15 protein-coding genes are annotated in these 16,988 nt (G+C 61.2%); 9 read left to right on the top strand and 6 right to left on the bottom strand.

All coding sequences use genetic code 11. The features are described from left to right. The first annotated feature begins 1 nt into the window (after position 1). Genes menD through menE form a run of 5 tightly spaced genes read left to right on the top strand, consistent with a single transcriptional unit; the run spans position 2 to position 5,622 of the window. Positions 2–1,672, top strand: a complete 1,671-nt coding sequence (gene menD, locus O1721_RS19370; RefSeq protein WP_032648951.1) for a 2-succinyl-5-enolpyruvyl-6-hydroxy-3-cyclohexene-1-carboxylic-acid synthase — start codon at positions 2–4, stop codon at positions 1,670–1,672. Then, positions 1,669–2,445: a 2-succinyl-6-hydroxy-2,4-cyclohexadiene-1-carboxylate synthase gene (menH, locus tag O1721_RS19365; protein WP_032648949.1), complete on the top strand. Its 777-nt coding sequence runs from the start codon at positions 1,669–1,671 to the stop codon at positions 2,443–2,445. Before menD ends, menH begins: the two co-directional genes overlap by 4 nt. After that, the gene (gene menB, locus O1721_RS19360) at positions 2,442–3,299 is read left to right on the top strand and encodes a 1,4-dihydroxy-2-naphthoyl-CoA synthase (RefSeq protein WP_003859452.1); all 858 of its coding nucleotides are present in this window, start codon (positions 2,442–2,444) and stop codon (positions 3,297–3,299) included. The genes menH and menB overlap by 4 nt, the downstream gene beginning before the upstream one ends. Next, positions 3,299–4,264, top strand: a complete 966-nt coding sequence (menC, locus tag O1721_RS19355) for an o-succinylbenzoate synthase (RefSeq protein ID WP_023295081.1) — start codon at positions 3,299–3,301, stop codon at positions 4,262–4,264. The genes menB and menC overlap by 1 nt, the downstream gene beginning before the upstream one ends. Then, a complete protein-coding gene (gene menE / locus O1721_RS19350) occupies positions 4,261–5,622 on the top strand; it encodes an o-succinylbenzoate--CoA ligase (RefSeq protein ID WP_032648946.1) in 1,362 nt (453 codons plus the stop codon). Before menC ends, menE begins: the two co-directional genes overlap by 4 nt. On the opposite strand, the gene O1721_RS19345 is transcribed toward menE, so the two are convergent. The 3 genes from O1721_RS19345 to O1721_RS19335 are packed head-to-tail and all read right to left on the bottom strand — an operon-like array spanning position 5,623 to position 8,572. Continuing rightward, the gene (locus tag O1721_RS19345) at positions 5,623–7,137 is read right to left on the bottom strand and encodes a tripartite tricarboxylate transporter permease (protein WP_006811365.1); all 1,515 of its coding nucleotides are present in this window, start codon (positions 7,135–7,137) and stop codon (positions 5,623–5,625) included. A gap of 11 nt (positions 7,138–7,148) precedes the next feature. Beyond that, positions 7,149–7,580: a tripartite tricarboxylate transporter TctB family protein gene (locus O1721_RS19340; protein ID WP_003859443.1), complete on the bottom strand. Its 432-nt coding sequence runs from the start codon at positions 7,578–7,580 to the stop codon at positions 7,149–7,151. An 11-nt stretch (positions 7,581–7,591) separates the two neighbouring features. After that, a complete protein-coding gene (locus O1721_RS19335; protein WP_032648943.1) occupies positions 7,592–8,572 on the bottom strand; it encodes a Bug family tripartite tricarboxylate transporter substrate binding protein in 981 nt (326 codons plus the stop codon). A 152-nt stretch (positions 8,573–8,724) separates the two neighbouring features. Here O1721_RS19335 and tctD point away from each other — a divergent pair, with 152 nt between their 5' ends. The 4 genes from tctD to O1721_RS19315 all read left to right on the top strand — a co-directional run bounded on the left by tctD (position 8,725) and on the right by O1721_RS19315 (position 12,761). Continuing rightward, the gene (gene tctD / locus O1721_RS19330) at positions 8,725–9,399 is read left to right on the top strand and encodes a transcriptional regulator TctD (protein WP_006811361.1); all 675 of its coding nucleotides are present in this window, start codon (positions 8,725–8,727) and stop codon (positions 9,397–9,399) included. Continuing rightward, positions 9,386–10,795: a sensor histidine kinase gene (locus tag O1721_RS19325; protein WP_032648940.1), complete on the top strand. Its 1,410-nt coding sequence runs from the start codon at positions 9,386–9,388 to the stop codon at positions 10,793–10,795. Before tctD ends, O1721_RS19325 begins: the two co-directional genes overlap by 14 nt. Positions 10,796–10,924: 129 nt before the next feature. Next, the gene (locus O1721_RS19320) at positions 10,925–11,467 is read left to right on the top strand and encodes a YfaZ family outer membrane protein (RefSeq protein WP_003859436.1); all 543 of its coding nucleotides are present in this window, start codon (positions 10,925–10,927) and stop codon (positions 11,465–11,467) included. Between the two features lie 94 nt (positions 11,468–11,561). Then, positions 11,562–12,761, top strand: coding sequence for a nicotinamide mononucleotide deamidase-related protein YfaY (locus O1721_RS19315; protein ID WP_032648939.1), 1,200 nt, complete (start codon positions 11,562–11,564; stop codon positions 12,759–12,761). 31 nt (positions 12,762–12,792) lie between these two features. Here the strand turns inward: O1721_RS19315 and glpC are convergent, their stop codons facing one another. The 3 genes from glpC to glpA are packed head-to-tail and all read right to left on the bottom strand — an operon-like array spanning position 12,793 to position 16,815. Beyond that, the gene (gene glpC / locus O1721_RS19310; protein WP_023304139.1) at positions 12,793–13,983 is read right to left on the bottom strand and encodes an anaerobic glycerol-3-phosphate dehydrogenase subunit GlpC; all 1,191 of its coding nucleotides are present in this window, start codon (positions 13,981–13,983) and stop codon (positions 12,793–12,795) included. Continuing rightward, positions 13,980–15,197: a glycerol-3-phosphate dehydrogenase subunit GlpB gene (gene glpB / locus O1721_RS19305; RefSeq protein WP_032648937.1), complete on the bottom strand. Its 1,218-nt coding sequence runs from the start codon at positions 15,195–15,197 to the stop codon at positions 13,980–13,982. Before glpB ends, glpC begins: the two co-directional genes overlap by 4 nt. Next, positions 15,187–16,815: an anaerobic glycerol-3-phosphate dehydrogenase subunit A gene (gene glpA / locus O1721_RS19300; RefSeq protein WP_032648935.1), complete on the bottom strand. Its 1,629-nt coding sequence runs from the start codon at positions 16,813–16,815 to the stop codon at positions 15,187–15,189. Before glpA ends, glpB begins: the two co-directional genes overlap by 11 nt. Positions 16,816–16,988 lie beyond the last annotated feature (173 nt).

Here is a 16,988-nt window from a genome sequence, read left to right as displayed (position 1 = left end):
CATGTCAGTAAGTTCTTTTAACCGACGCTGGGCGGCGGTGATCCTTGAAGCCCTGACCCGTCATGGTGTCAGGCATGTGTGTATTGCCCCGGGCTCTCGCTCCACGCCGCTCACCCTTGCTGCCGCGGAAAACCGGGCTTTTATTCACCACACCCATTTTGATGAGCGGGGTCTGGGCCATCTGGCGCTCGGGCTGGCGAAAGTCAGCAAAGCGCCCGTGGCGGTGATAGTCACCTCCGGCACGGCGGTGGCGAACCTCTATCCGGCGCTGATAGAAGCGGGATTAACCGGCGAAAAGCTGATTTTACTCACTGCCGACCGTCCCCCGGAACTTATTGACTGCGGTGCTAATCAGGCGATTCGTCAGCCTGGCATTTTTGCCTCGCATCCTTCACAGACGGTCTCGTTGCCGCGCCCCACCCAGGATATTCCCGCCAGCTGGCTGGTCTCAACCCTCGACCACGCCATGAACGCACTGCGCAGCGGCGGGCTGCACATTAACTGCCCGTTTGCCGAGCCGCTGTACGGTGAAATGAACGATACTGGCCTCGTCTGGCAACAGCAGCTGGGAGACTGGTGGGAGAGCGAAAAACCCTGGCTGCGCGAGCAGACGCATATGGAAAGCGCAAAACAGCGCGACTGGTTCTTCTGGCGCCAGAAGCGCGGCGTGGTGATTGCCGGGCGGATGAGTGCGGCGGAAGGCAAGCTGGCGGCGGAGTGGGCACAAACGCTTGGCTGGCCCCTGATTGGTGACGTGCTTTCCCAGACGGGCCAGCCGCTGCCCTGCGCCGACCTCTGGCTGGGTAACGCGAAAGCGGTTACCGAGCTGGCGCAGGCGCAGATTGTCGTCCAGCTGGGATCGAGCCTGACGGGGAAGCGTCTGCTCCAGTGGCAGGCCACCTGTACCCCAGAAGAGTACTGGCTGGTGGATCCGCTCGAAGGACGCCTTGACCCGGCGCACCATCGCGGCCGCCGCCTGGTGAGCAACATTGACAGCTGGCTGGAATTGCATCCGGCGGAAAAACGCAAACCCTGGGCGGTGGAGATCCCGGCGCTGTCACGTCAGGCGTGGGAACTCACCAAAGCGCAGTGCGAGGCGTTCAGTGAAGCCGGGCTTGCGCACCGTATCCGCAAATATCTTCCCGAGCAGGGACAACTTTTTGTCGGTAACAGCCTGGTGGTGCGCCTGATTGACGCCTTTTCGCAGCTGCCGGCGGGTTATCCGGTGTACAGCAACCGGGGCGCGAGCGGCATTGACGGCCTGATCTCCACAGCCGCTGGCGTACAGCGGGCCAGCGCGAAATCCACGCTGGCGATTGTGGGGGATCTCTCAGCCCTCTACGATCTCAACGCGCTGGCGCTCCTGCGTCAGGCGTCGGCCCCGTTCGTGCTGATTGTTGTGAACAATAACGGCGGGCAGATTTTCTCGTTGCTGCCGACGCCGCAAAGCGAGCGTGAGCGCTTCTATCTGATGCCGCAAAACGTGCAGTTCGAACACGCCGCCGCCATGTTCAGCCTCAAGTACCATCGCCCGGAAAACTGGGACGCGCTGGAGACGGCGCTGAACACCGCCTGGCGGCAGCCTGGCGCGACGCTGATTGAGCTGGTGGTAAACGATGCTGACGGCGCGCAGAAGCTGCAACATCTGCTTGCGCAGGTGAGTCACCTGTGATCCTCGCAGGCGTCTCCCAGCCAGGAAAACCAGGCTACCCCTGGCTGGTTTTCCTGCACGGTTTTTCCGGCGACTGTCGCGAGTGGCAGGCTGTCGGGGCGTCGCTGCATGACTACCCCCGGCTCTACATTGACCTGCCCGGGCACGGTGGTTCAGCGGATACGGGCGTGACGGGGTTTGCAGAGGTAAGTGAATTGCTCTCGCATACCCTTATTAGTTACAACATACTAAGATACTGGCTCGTGGGGTACTCCCTCGGCGGCCGCATTGCGATGTTCCATGCCTGCCAGCATCCTGCGGGGTTAGACGGGGTGATTGTGGAAGGTGGACACCCGGGCCTGCAAGACGCCGATGCGCGCCAGGCCCGGCTGATCTCTGACCGCCGCTGGGCATCACGCTTTCGCAGTGAGCCGCTGGAGGCCGTCTTTGCCGACTGGTATCAACAGCCGGTCTTTGCCTCACTTACGGATGATCAGCGCAGGGCGCTGATCGCGCTGCGCAGCCGGAACAACGGCCCGAGGCTGGCAGAGATGCTGGAGGGCACCTCGCTTGCCGTTCAGCCTGATTTACGTCCCGCGCTCATCGCGCGTAATTTTTCTTTTGACTATCTCTATGGCGAACGTGACGGGAAGTTTGCAGCTATCGCCGCTGAACTTAACGCCACGCGTCATGCTATCCCTCACGCCGGACACAACGCCCACCGGGACAACCCGGAAGCGGTTGCCGCGAGTCTGGCTCAGATACTGCGTTATCGAACAAAGGACACGCTATGATCTATCCTGATGAACACATGCTTTACGCGCCGGTTGAATGGCAGGACTGCTCCGAAGGCTACACCGACATTCGTTACCACAAATCCGCCGATGGTATCGCCAAAATCACTATCAACCGTCCACAGGTGCGCAACGCGTTTCGTCCACTGACCGTAAAAGAGATGATCCAGGCGCTGGCGGATGCCCGCTACGATGACACTATCGGCGTCATCATCCTCACCGGGGAAGGGGAGAAAGCCTTCTGCTCCGGCGGCGATCAGAAAGTCCGCGGTGACTACGGCGGATACCAGGATGATGCGGGCACGCACCACCTGAACGTGCTGGATTTCCAGCGCCAGATCCGCACCTGTCCAAAACCGGTGGTCGCGATGGTGGCAGGGTATTCCATCGGCGGCGGTCACGTGCTGCACATGATGTGTGACCTGACGATCGCGGCGGAAAATGCCATTTTCGGTCAGACTGGCCCGAAAGTCGGCTCTTTCGACGGCGGCTGGGGCGCGTCCTATATGGCGCGCATTGTCGGTCAGAAAAAAGCCCGCGAAATCTGGTTCCTGTGCCGTCAGTACAACGCCCAGGAAGCGCTGGATATGGGGCTGGTTAACACCGTGGTGCCGATCGCCGATCTGGAAAAAGAGACCGTGCGCTGGTGTCGCGAAATGCTGCAAAACAGCCCAATGGCGCTGCGCTGCCTGAAAGCGGCCCTCAACGCCGACTGTGACGGTCAGGCGGGCCTTCAGGAGCTGGCAGGTAACGCCACCATGCTGTTCTATATGACCGAAGAGGGTCAGGAAGGGCGCAACGCGTTCAACGAAAAACGCCAGCCGGACTTCAGCAAATACAAACGGAACCCGTAATGCGTTGCGCGCAGGTTTACCGCTGGCAGATACCGATGGACGCGGGCGTGGTGCTGCGTGAACGGCGGTTAAAAACCCGTGACGGCTTTTGCGTGCATCTCCAGCAGGGCGAGCGGGAAGGGTGGGGCGAAATCGCCCCGCTTCCGGGTTTTAGCCTGGAAACGCTGGACGAGGCGCAGGCTGCGCTGATGGCCTGGACGTACGAATGGCGTGAGGGAGCAGATCCGGCGCTGCCGGACGTTCCTTCCGCCGCGTTCGGCATCAGCTGTGCGCTGGCAGAGCTGGACGGCAGTTTACCGGATGCGGCGAACTATCGCGCCGCGCCGCTCTGTACCGGCGATCCGGATGAACTTTTCGCGCTCCTTTCCGCGATGCCTGGCGAGAAGGTGGCGAAAATAAAGGTTGGCCTGTACGAAGCAGTGCGCGACGGAATGGTGGTTAACCTGTTACTGGAGGCCATTCCCGATCTGCACCTGCGCCTGGACGCCAACCGCGCCTGGACGCCGCTCAGGGCGCAACAGTTTGCGAAGTACGTCAACCCGGCGTACCGCAGCCGCATCGCGTTTCTCGAAGAGCCGTGCAAAACGCGCGACGATTCGCGCGCCTTTGCCCGGGAAACCGGCATTGCCATCGCCTGGGATGAGAGCCTGCGCGAAGCCGATTTCGCGTTTGCCGCCGAGCCGGGCGTCAGGGCCGTGGTGATTAAGCCAACTCTGACCGGCAGCCTCGACAAGGTGCGCGAGCAGGTTGCGGCGGCCCATGCCGCAGGGCTGACGGCGGTGATCAGTTCATCCATCGAATCCAGCCTCGGCCTGACGCAGCTGGCGCGCATCGCTGCATGGTTAACGCCGGACACCGTTCCTGGTCTCGATACGCTAAACCTGATGCAGGCCCAGTTGATTCGTCAGTGGCCTGGCAGCACCTTGCAGTGCCTCGACGTCGGGGCGCTGGAGCCATTGCGATGAGTTTTACCGACTGGCCGTGGCGGCACTGGCGCACCCGGCGTGCCAATAAACCCGCGCTGCGTTTAGACGATGTAACGCTCAGCTGGTCTCAGCTGGGCGAGCGTATCGATCGTCTCGCAGCCGGTTTTCAGTCTCAGGGCGTTACGGACGGTGATGGCGTCATGCTGCTCGCCCACAACCACCCGCAGACCCTGCTGGCCTGGCTGGCGCTGCTTCAGTGCGGCGCCCGCATTTTGCCGGTGAACCCTCAGCTTCCCCGTCCGCTGCTGGACGTCCTCCTGCCGCAGATGACCCTGCGCTTTGCGCTGGTGCTTAACGGTGAGTATGACGGTCTGCCCGGTCTGGTATTAAGAGAGGGCGAGGGGCAGGGCGGCGTCACGTGGCGGGCAGAACGGCTGGCCTCAATGACGCTCACCTCTGGCTCCACCGGCTTGCCGAAAGCGGCGGTGCACACCTGTGCCGCCCACCTTGCCAGCGCAAAGGGCGTGCTGGCGCTGATGCCTTACGGCGGTAGCGACGACTGGCTGCTCTCTCTGCCGCTGTTTCACGTCTCCGGTCAGGGGATTTTGTGGCGCTGGTTGCAGGGCGGAGGTCGTCTCACCGTGCGTGAAAAACAGCCGCTGGAGCAGGCGCTACAGGGCTGTACCCACGCCTCGCTGGTGCCAACGCAGCTGTGGCGGCTGCTTAATTCACACCATCCCGTCGCGCTGAAAGCCGTGCTGCTCGGCGGGGCGGAAATCCCCGTTGCGCTGACCGAACAGGCGCGCGAGCAGGGGATCCGTACGTTCTGCGGTTACGGTCTGACCGAGTTCGCCTCCACCGTCTGCGCCAAAGAGGCCGACGGCGCGCCGGACGTGGGCAGCGCGCTGCCGGGCAGAGACGTTCAGGTGGTGAACGGTGAAGTCTGGATCCGGGCGGAAAGCATGGCGGCGGGCTACTGGCGAGACGGCGCATTATTGCCGCTGGTCAATGAGCAGGGCTGGTTCGCCACCCGCGATCGCGGCGAGTGGCATGACGGACGCCTGACCATTCTGGGCCGAATGGACAATCTCTTTTTCAGCGGCGGAGAAGGGATCCAGCCCGAAGCGCTGGAGCGCGTTATCGCCACGCATCCGCAGGTAAGCCAGGCGTTTGTCGTTCCGCTGGATGATGCCGAGTATGGGCAACGTCCGGTGGCGGTAGTGGAATGCGAGCCGGGCACGGATATCACGCTGCTGCGGGAGTGGGTTCAGGGGAGGCTGGCGCGCTTTGAGCAGCCGGTACACTGGCTGGCGCTGCCGTCAGAACTGAAAAATGGCGGGATTAAAATCTCCCGCCAGGCGTTAAAGCAGTGGGTCAATGCCCTGTTGAGGGGCTAATCAACCGATATCCGGCTGCGGTTTGTGCTGGCGTCGGCGGACCCAGCGCAGCACCGGCGGCACGACAATCACCATAATCGCCATTGCCAGCAGGATCTTCGTCACGCTGCTCTCCCACAGGATCCCCATGTTGCCATTGCTGATGGAGAGGGCGCGGCGCAGGTTCTGCTCCAGCATTTCCCCCAGCACAAACCCTAAAATCAGCGGCGACATCGGGAAGTGCATCTTGCGCAGAATGTAGCCCAGCACGCCGAGCAGCACCATCAACACCAGGTCGAAGGTGGTGCTGTGCACCGCGTACACCCCAACCGCAGAGACGGCGGCGATGGCCGGGACCAGGAACCACAGGGGAATGGTCAGCATGCGGGTGAACAGGCCGATCAGCGGGATGTTCATTACCAGTAACATCACGTTGGCGATCAGCAAGGCGGCAATCAAACCCCAGACGATATCGGGCTGTTCGGTAAACATCGCCGGACCCGGGGTGATGTTATAGAGCGTCAGCGCGCCCATCATTACCGCCGTGGTGCCGGAGCCCGGCACGCCGAGGGTCAGCATCGGGATAAACGAGCCGCAGGCCGAGGCGTTATTCGCCGCCTCCGGCGCCGCCACGCCGCGGATATCGCCTTTGCCGAAGCTGTCGCTGTTACCGCTCAGCTTTTTCTCGGTCATGTAGGTGATAGCGCTGGCGATAGTAGCCCCCGCGCCGGGCAGAATGCCGACGAAGAAACCGATCACCGACGAACGCAGGGTGGCGCCAATACACTGCGCCCCCTCTTTGGCATTAAAGAGCATACGTCCGGTTTTACGCACCAGCGTCTGCCCGCTGCTGGTATGCTCCAGCATCAGTAAGATTTCTGAGACAGAGAACAGACCAATCACCACGACGATAAACTGCACGCCGTCGGAGAGATGAACGCTGTCGAAGGTAAAACGATAAACCCCGGTGTTGGCATCCACGCCGACGGTGGCCAGACTGAGGCCAATCAACGCAGACAAAAACGACTTCAGCGGATTCTGCGCCATCATGCTGCCGAGACAGGCGATGGCGAACACCATCAGGGCAAAATACTCGGCCGGACCAAACGCCAGCGACCACTGGGCCAGCGCCGGGGCGAAGAGGATGATGCCGCCAATGGCGATCATGGAGCCAAAGAACGAGCTGACGGCAGAAATAGAGAGCGCCACGCCGCCGCGCCCCTGCTGCGCCATCGGGTAGCCATCCAGCGCGGTCATAATGGCGGCGGCATCGCCGGGCACGTTAAGCAGAATCGAGGAAATACGCCCCCCGTATTCGCAGCCGATATAGACCGTCGCCAGCAGGATCAGCGCCGATTCCGCAGGCAGGTGCAGCGCAAAGGCCAGCGGCAGTAAAATCGCCACGCCGTTGATAGGGCCAAGGCCCGGCAGCAGGCCGACGATGGTCCCGACGAAACAGCCGATCAGGGCGATCACCAGGTTTTCCGGGGTCATCGCTACCGCGAACCCCTGAGAGAGATAGATCCAGGTATCCATAGCGTGCTCCGTTAGTTAAACCATGCGCCGAGCGGCAGGGTCACGTCCAGCAGGCGGTCGAAGGCGTACCAGAGTAAAATGCCCAGTACGACCCCGGAGATCCCCGCCGCAGGCAGCGAGGCGTTAAACAGTATGCCAATCACCATCGTCAGCAGGGCGGTGGCAATCGGGAAGCCGAGCCACTCAAAGCCCCACGCATACATCAGCAGGACAATTACCATTACCAGCAGACGTTGCAGCGTACGGCGTGGCGGCCACTCCACGGTATCCGGATGGCGCAGCAGCAGCGCCACCGAGCAGAGCAGCATCAGGCCGACTATGCCGACGGGGAAGGGGCGTGGCCCCACGGGTTCATAGCTGTATTCGCTGTGGATCTGCCAGGCGACGAACATGCCGCCAATGCAGAGCAGCAGCCATATCCCGGCAAAAATGCGATCGCTCATAGCGCCTCCGGTTATTTCGCCAGACCAAAGGCTTTCGCCTGTTCGCGGTAGTCATTCACCTGTTTTTTGACATACTCGTCCAGCTGCTTGCCGTTCAGGTTGAACTCAAACAGCCCGCGCAGATCGCGCTGTTTTTTGAACTCCTCGGTTTGCTGAAGTTTTGCGAAGGTATCCACCCACCACTGGTACTCGGCGTCGGTCACTTCTGGCCCGACGAAGAAGCCGCGGATGATCGGCCAGACCAGGTTATAACCCTGCTCTTTGGCGGTTGGGACGTCTGCCAGCTGGCCCGGCAGACGGTTTTCCGAGAAGACCGCCAGCACGCGGATCTTATCCCCGCTCAGGTAGGGCACCATTTCGCTGAGATCGCCCGATACCGCCTGGACGTGATTGCCCATCAGCGCCGTCACCGGCTCGCCGCCGCCTTCAAAGGCCACGTAACGCATCTTGTGCGGATCCACTTTGGCCTGCTGCGCCAGCAGCGCGGCTTTCATCCAGTCCTGGCTGCCGATAGAGGCGCCCGCGCCAATGACCACGCTGTTCGGATCTTTTTCCATGGCGGTCAGCAGATCTTTCAGGGATTTCCACGGAGAGTCCGCGCGCACGGCGATCATGCCGTAATCGGTGCCTACGGTGGCGAGCCAGCGCACGTCATTCACGTCATAACGACCAAATTTCCCCTGCGACAGGTTCAGCAGCGAACCGCCGGAGAAGGCCACCACGGTGCCCGCTTCGGCAGGGCGCTGCGCGACGATGGCGTTATAGGCTACCGCGCCCACGCCGCCGGGCATGTAGGTGACGCGCATCGGTTTTTCAATGGCCTTCGTCTCCAGCAGGCTAACCTGAATCAGCTTACAGGTCAGGTCGAAGCCGCCGCCGGGTTTGGCCGGGGCGATACATTCGGTACGGGATGGCGCGTCCTGCGCCTGGACGACAGAGGCACTCAACAGCAATACGCTTGCAGCAAGGGTAGAAAGTAATTGTTTTTTCATCGTTTATCCTCACGCCGGAGAACCGGGAGTACGGGTACGGGTGTATTTTTTCTGATTATGTGAACCACCTTGTAGCGGTTACGTTGCGTGATTGTTAAAACAATAACCTTTCATTTCCCTTTCACTGCGACACCAACTTTACAGGATGTGATATGCGTCTCTTACTGGCGGAAGATAATCGTGAGCTGGCTCACTGGCTGGAAAAAGCGCTGGTACAAAACGGATTTGCCGTGGATTGCGTCAACGATGGACGGGCGGCCGATCATCTTTTGCAGGGAGAAAACTATGCCGTCGCGATCCTTGATATCGGCATGCCCGGCTTCGACGGGCTGGAGGTGGTGCATCGCCTGAGAAAGCGCGGGCAGACGCTGCCGGTGCTGTTTCTTACCGCCCGCAGCAACGTGGCAGACAGGGTGAAGGGGCTGAATGCCGGGGCGGATGACTACCTGCCGAAACCGTTCGAGCTGGAGGAGCTTGATGCCCGCCTGCGCGCGCTGCTGCGCCGCAGCGAAGGACGAACCCAGGAGCGCCAGCGGCTGGGAGAGCTGGAGTACGATGATGAAGGCTTTTTTCTGCTGCGCGATGAACCCCTTTCCCTCACGCCGCGCGAACTCTCTTTGCTGAAGGTGCTGATGCACCGCCGGACCCGTCCCGTCTCCCGGCAACAGCTTTTCGACCAGGTATTCAGCCTGAACGACGACGTCAGCCCCGAGAGCATCGATCTCTATATTCACCGCCTGCGTAAGAAGCTGACCGGCAGCGGGGTGCGGATCATTACCCTCCGGGGGCTGGGCTACGTGCTGGAGTGCGGCGATGAGGTGGGTTAAGCCGCAGTCGCTTTACCTGCAACTTTTGCTTTTTCTGGGTTTGCCGCTGCTGCTGTTATGGGGGCTGTCAGCCTTTAACAGCTACGTTAGCGCGTTACAGGCGGCGACGCAGGCCTATGACCGCACGCTGTTATCCTCGGCGCGCACGGTGTCAGAGCGGCTGGTGGTGCACAACGGTAAACTCCAGGTGAACGTGCCCTGGGTCGTGCTCGACAGCTTCGAGCTGAACATGAACGATCGCCTCTATTACAAGGTCGTGGACCCTGACGGGCGGACGATCTCCGGCTACGACGATCTGCCGAATATGCCTCCCTCCACGTCGCGCACTACACACTATCCGGCGCTGGCGTGGTTTTATCATACCGAGTATCGCGGACAGGCGATCCGCGTGGCGAAGCTGCTCCAGCCGGTTAACGAGGACAGTGTGTTCGGGATGGCGGAGATCTACGTCGCCGAAACGTTGCAGTCGCGGCGCTATCTGGCCACTCAGCTGCTGTTTTCCTCGCTCGTGTCGCAGGGGCTGCTGGTGCTGCTGACGCTGGTCCTGACCGCGTGGCTGCTGCGTCGTGTGCTGCGCCCGATGCGGCAGCTCTCGTCCCTGATGGTGCGCCGTGAGCCCGGGCTGCTGGCTCCGCTGCCGGAGCTGCTGCCCTGGTCGGAAACGCGGCTGCTGATTGTGGCATTTAACCGCTATATCGACAGGTTACGTGGCGTGCTTTCGCGGCAGGCGCGCTTTAACGCTGACGCCTCACACCAGCTCAAAACGCCGCTGGCGGTGCTGAAAACCCAGGTATCGGTTGCCCTGACGCGTAACGATCCGGCGCTGTGGCAGGAGAGCTTACGGGCGATGAACGTCATGCTGGATAACACCATCGTGCTGACGGAAAGGCTGTTGCAGCTTTCGGCGGTGAAGCGAAAAGAGCAGGGGGAGCGACAGTTTGCGCCTGTCGATCTGGTACAGGTGGTGCAAAACTGCTGCTTTTCCCGGCTGGCGCAGGCGCGCAGCAAGGGTATCGATCTCGGTTATGACGGCGTACAGCAGCCGGTAATGATTGAGGGGGATGACGTGTTGCTGGGCGAACTTTGCGCCAACCTGCTGGAGAACGCGATCAAATACACACCGGAGCAGGGCGTCGTGACGGTGTACTTGCGCACGGCTAACGATGCCGTTGAGCTGAGCGTGGAGGACAGCGGACCGGGCATTGCTGAAGACCAGATCTCCCAGGCCATGCTGCCGTTTCATCGGCTGGATAACGTGGGCGATGCCGCCGGGTCCGGCATTGGCCTGGCGCTGGCTAACGATATTGCCCGCCTGCACCGCAGCCATCTTCAGCTGATGCCCAGTGAAAATCTGGGTGGGCTGAGCGTGAAAATGCGCTTTCTGATGCTGGTATAAATGCCGATATTATCAAATCGTTACAAACTAATTGCCCGCCGCACGCGGAGTCCATTGATCACACAGGCAGTCAGGTTAAAATCTCGCGGTTTTTGGACATCTCTGAATAAATTGTGCGGGATCACGACAATGAAAAAAGTGGCATTAATGGGCTTAAGCGGCCTGATGTTTGTTTCAGCAGCGGCAAACGCAATTTCCTTCAACGGCTCGGCGGGACAAGATTATACCCATCTGGGCTTTGGTCTTGGCACGGATAGCGCAGGCCTGGCAATGACCGGCGGCTGGACGCACAACGACGACGATGGGGATGCGGCAAGCCTGGGCCTCGGCTTCAACGTGCCGTTGGGTCCCTTCCTGGCGACCGTCGGCGGTAAAGGCATTTACACCAACCCGAACGACGGCGACGAAGGCTACGCGGCGGCAGTGGGCGGCGGCTTGCAGTGGAAAATTGGCGACAGCTTTGGCCTGTTCGGTGAGTACTACTACTCCCCGGATTCCCTCTCCAGCGGTATCGACAGCTATCAGGAAGCTAATGCCGGCGCGCGCTGGACCATCATGCGTCCGATCACCATCGAAGCGGGTTATCGCTATCTGAACCTGGCCGGTAAAGACGGCAACCGCGACAACGCCCTGGCAGACGGCCCATACGTTGGCGTTAGCGCCGGTTTCTAATCCTCTCGGCGCGGCGTTCAGTCGCGCCAGTTTCTCTCTTCCCCCGGTCTTCGATTGCGCTATAGTGTTTTGACCATTGAAATGGGAGAACACAATGATAAACGTGGAAATGTTATCCACTGGCGACGAAGTGCTGCATGGGCAAATCATTGATACCAATGCCGCCTGGCTCGCCGATCTCTTCTTTGAGCAAGGATTACCGTTAACGCGCCGCAACACCGTAGGTGACAATCTTGAGTCGCTGGTCAACGTTCTGCGCGAGCGCAGCGAACGCTGCGACGTGCTGATTGTGAACGGCGGGCTGGGACCCACCAGCGACGATCTCAGCGCGCTGGCCGCCGCCACGGCCAAAGGCGAAGGCCTGGTTCTGCACGAGGCGTGGCTGGCACAGATGGAGCGCTTTTTCTCCGGGCGTGGCCGCGTGATGGCCCCCAGCAACCGCAAGCAGGCTGAAATTCCCGCCAGCGCGGAACTGATTGATAACCCGGTCGGCACCGCCTGCGGGTTTGCCGTTCAGCTGAACCGCTGCCTGATGTTCTTCACCCCGGGCGTCCCGTCGGAATTTAAAGTGATGGTCGAGCAGCAGATCCTGCCGCGCCTGCGCGCGCGCTTTACGCTGCCTGAACCGCCGCTGTGCCTGCGTCTGACCACCTTTGGTCGCTCGGAAAGCGATCTGGCCCAGAGCCTCGATCACCTGCAACTGCCTCCTGGCGTGTCGATGGGCTATCGCTCCTCCATGCCGATTATTGAACTGAAGCTGACCGGACCGGCGTCAGAGAAAGCCGCCATGCTGGCGCTGTGGCCGGAAGTGCAGCGCGTCGCCGGGGAAAGCCTGATTTTCGAAGGAACGGAAGGGCTGCCGGCGCAGATCGCAGGGCATTTGCAGTCCCACCAGCTGAGCGTGACGTTAAGCGAGCAGTTTACCGGTGGGCTTCTGGCGCTTCAGCTTACCCGGGCGGGTGCGCCGCTGCTGGCCAGTGAAGTGGTGCCGTTCCAGCAGGAGACGCTGGCGCAGACCGCGCGCTGGGCGTCCGAGCGCAGAGTGAAGCATTTCGCCGGGCTGGCGCTGTTTGTGGGCGGGCTGGATGAGGAGCACCTCAACTTCGCCCTGGCAACGCCGGAAGGGACGCACGCCCTGCGGGTCAGGATGAGCATTACCCGCCACAGCCTGGCCGTGCGTCAGGAGGTGTGCGCGATGATGGCGCTGAACATGCTGCGCCGCTGGCTGAACGGGAAAGAGGTCGCCAGCGAGCACGGCTGGATCAACGTCGTGGAATCGCTGTTCGTAGAGTGAGAGTGTGCCGGGGCAGAGTCCCCGGCAACGGTTACGCCAGCGCTTTTGCCAGCAAGGTAATGGGATGTTCACAGCGTTTGCTGGTGGACATCTCGATCTGCCACTTACAGGTTTCGCAGTCCGTCACCACGATATCTGCGCCGCTCTCTTCAATCTGGCGGAACAGCGGCGCGCCAATGGCCTGTGACGTTGGGTAGTTTTCACGCTTGAAGCCGTAGGTGCCAGCGATGCCGCAGCAGCGTGAGTCCAGCACCGTCAGCTCCAGCCCCGGGATCAGCCGCAGCAGTTCAAGCGTATAGATCGACCAGCCCATCTTCTCCATATGACATGGCGTGTGATACACCACCTTCAGCGGCAATTTGCCCAGCGGTAACGTCTGCCCGCTGTCCAGTTTGCGCCAGAGAAAACGGGTCGCCAGCTCAATGTGCTCGCGCAGGCCGGTGTTATCTACATCCAGCAGATGCGGATATTCATCGCGCAGCGTGAAGGTACAGGTTGACGACGTCGCCAGTACCGGTATGCCTTTGTCGACGATCGCCTCGCGTAAAAAGGTGACGTTGCTGCTCGCCTGCTTGCGCGCTTTGTCGATGAAACCGTTGGCAATCAGCGGAACGCCGCAGCACTTTTCTTTGCTCAGCAGCTGAACGCCCGTTCCCATGGCGTTCAGCACTTTCAGCAGGTCTTTTCCCAGCTGCGGATGGTTGTAGTTCACGTAGCAGCCGTGGAAGAAGGCGACCTGCTCAGAGAACTGCGCCTGTTCTGCCGCCACGGATTTAAACCAGCGGCGGAAGGTGCCGTGAGAATATTTCGGCAGACTGCGGTGATGGTCGATTTTGAGCGTCGCATCCAGCAGCCTGCGCACCGGCTTCAGGGCGGTGGCGGCATTGACGACCGGCGCGAAAGGCGTCGAGAGGCTACCCATCAGATCGGTGTGGCTCAGTATCGCGTCACGCAGCGTCGGTTTTTGCGTACTGTAGCGGGCGCGGGCGCGCTGGATGATATCGCCTATTTTCACGTCCGACGGGCAGGCAACTTCGCAGCGTTTGCAGTTGATGCAGTATTTCAGCGCCTCGTCGTAGAGCGCGCCATCCTTCAGGCGCAGACGCTCCCCGTCGGGACCGGCCTGTTTCGGGCCGGGATAGCGCGGATCGACGCCGCTGACCGGGCAAACCGTGGTGCAGACCGTGCATTTGATACAGCTTTCAAATTGGGTGTCGTTCATTGTGCTCCCTCCCTGCGCTGGATAATCTGCTCCGCGACATGCAGCGCAGTGACGGCGCAGACGCCGCCACCGCAGCCCTGCGCCACGGGATCGTACCCGCCCAGAACCGAGCCGATGGCGTAAAGATTTTCAACCGGTTCCCCGCCCAGCCGCGGGCGCAGTTGGCTGTCGACGATCACGCCGAACTGCTGCCAGGGCTGCGGGGTGAAGAAATCGCTTTGATACCAGTCCGCGCGGGAAGCGCTTTGCCGGACGTCCAGACCGAGGATCGCCTCACGCACGCCATCCCGGCTGCTCAGCAGACCGTTACTGAAGAAACTGCCACTTGCCAGCACCGTAAAGCGTGCGCGAAGCGGGATGTCGCCGTGGTTGCGGGTCCAGATTTCGCTTACCGCGCCCTCAGCCAGGGTGATTTTTTTCACCTCGTCGCCTGCCATCCAGACGCCACCCTGGGCAACAAACTGACGCTGAAGCTGGGTGTGCAGACGAATGCCGGGCACGGAAGGGGGGAGCGTCGGCAGTAAACCGAGCGTACAGGGCAGGCGCGCCGAGAGCCAGCGCCAGAGCCGGTTGTCCGTTAAGCCAAAACAGGCGGGCATAAACAGGGCGTCGCAGGTCTCGCCGAGCGGTTGAAGCGCCGCGTACAGCTGCGGCCAATAACTTTCATTATCCAGCAGGCGGGCAATGTTCACCGCACGAAACTCGCTGGGGTTTTCGCGCAGCACGTCGAGTTCGGGGAGATCAATCTCCGCCGTATCCACCTGAACACCCTGCTGTCTGAGAGACGCGGCGGCCAGATGTGGCTGGAAATCGAGGAAGCCGCTGATCCCCACCACCCGCACGCGCTCGGCAGCGATGGGGGCGACAGGCACCTCTTCCGGGCTAAGCCAGGCGGCGCGCAGGGTGCCGAGCGGCGTGACGCGCTGATGATTTTGCTCGGCGTCACCCTGCATGCGTGCGCCGCAGGTGGTGAGCAGGTGTTCGGTTTCGCAGGCAAAGCGGGCCATATTCTCTGCGCCCGTCAGGCGGTAGGGATGTTCAGGCGGCAGATCGGCGAACGATAGCGCGCCCAGTAAATCCAGCGAGCCGGAAGAGAAGTGCAGGGCACTCTGACCGCGAGTGACAATGGCGCAGCGCAGACCCCGCTGCGTCAGTTTGAGGCCGCACAGCAGGCCCGCCAGCCCCCCACCCACAATCACGGTATCAAATTTCATGGTTGTGCTCCTTCTCCAGACCGCAAAGCCCCTGATAGACCCAGCGGGTAAACTCGCTTTCGCGCAGGGCATCGCCCCAGGCGACGGGCTGAATGCCTTTCCAGCGCTCGTTTAAAAAATCGCTGAGCTGGGCAAGCGACTGGGTTGACGTGGTGGCGTGAAAACGTTGCAGCAGCCCGGCGGCACGGCAGGCGCACAGCTCCCCCTGACAGGTGCCCATCCCGACGCGCGTGCGGCGGCGTAAATCGAGCAGGTTGTTCACCGTCAGGTTTTCCACGGCATACTGCACCTCGCCTGCGGTCACGGCTTCGCATTCGCACACCAGGCTGCGGCTGAGTCGCCCTTCACCGAGCCAGGTTGGGGTGCGGTCGCCGTGACGGTAAATCGCCGAACCGCGAAGCGGGGCAGGGAGTGAAATGATTTTGTGCAGCGTTTTTTCTGTCGATTGCTGCGAGCCGGGCAGAGCCTGTTCCGCCGTCACGCACGGTGCGGTGTTGCCGAGCTTACGGCAGACGGCATCGGTGGCCCACTGGGCCATCAGCCGGTAGGTCATCAGCTTGCCGCCGGTAATGGTGATAAACCCGTCCATGCCGTCGCGTTCGGCGTGATCGAGCAGCACGATGCCGCGGCTGACGTTACGCCCGCTCGGATCGTTATCGCTGGCGACGAGGGGACGCACGCCCGCGTAGGCACGCAGAATACGCGTCTGCGCCATCACCGGGGCCAGCTTTTCCCCTTCGCGCAGCAGGATATCCACCTCTTCAGCGGTGACGCGGTTGTAATCAATTTCGCTGTAGTCCACATGCATTGAGGTCGTGCCGATTAACGAAATGGTGTCCCCCGGCACGAGGATATCGGCGTCAGACGGTTTACGGCAGCGGTTGATGACATGGTTATTGATGCGGTGGTCGAGGATCAGCAGCGAGCCTTTCGCCGGGAACATGCGCACCGACAGGTCCGCGTATTCCGCGATGCGCTGGCCCCAGATCCCCGCCGCGTTGACCACGACGGCGGCATACAGCTCGCGGTGTTCGTTGTACTGCGCATCAAACACGCGCACCCCGCGCACGGTATTACCTTCACGAATAAGCCCGGTGACGTGATGCCCGGTCAGGATCCGGGCGCCATGTTCCCGCGCGTCGAGCATATTGGCGGCGGTCAGGCGGAAAGGATCAACGGTTCCGTCCGGTACTTTTACCGCGCCCAGTAACGCCGGGTTTACCGAGGGTTCAAGACGGCGCGCCTGCGCAGGATCGATCGCCTCGGCCTGAATGCCTGCCGCCGTGCAGGCGGTGATAAAGGTTTGCTGAAAGCCGAGGTCATCTTCTGGAAGGGTGATAAAAAGACCGTTGGTCGGTTCAACGCAGTGGCGGGCGATGCGCCTGAGGATCTGGTTTTCAGCGATACACTCGCGTGCTGACTCAGCGTCAGTGACCGCATAGCGGGCGCCGCTGTGCAACAGACCGTGATTACGTCCCGTCGCGCCGGTGGCGATATCGTGGCGTTCCAGAAGCGTGACGCTCAATCCCCGCAGGGCGCAGTCGCGTGCGATGCCGGCACCCGTCGCGCCACCGCCAATGATAATCACATCGCTGAAGCGTGGATCGTGAATTGTCATTGCCTTTCCTCTATGTTCGTTTTTTAGCATTTAGCCACATTGATCGTGTGGTTTGTTTGATTTCGAACATAAACGCGCGAAATTCGAAAGTGAAACGTGATTTCATGCGCTTTTTTGCGCATTCTGTCATATTTCTGTAACAATCTGTGCGTTGATTCACAGTAACATTCACC

The organism is Enterobacter cloacae complex sp. HYC033_NIDB, assembly GCF_056673335.1.
Note: the sequence above shows the minus strand (reverse complement) of the source record. Positions and strands in the feature narration are given on the sequence as shown.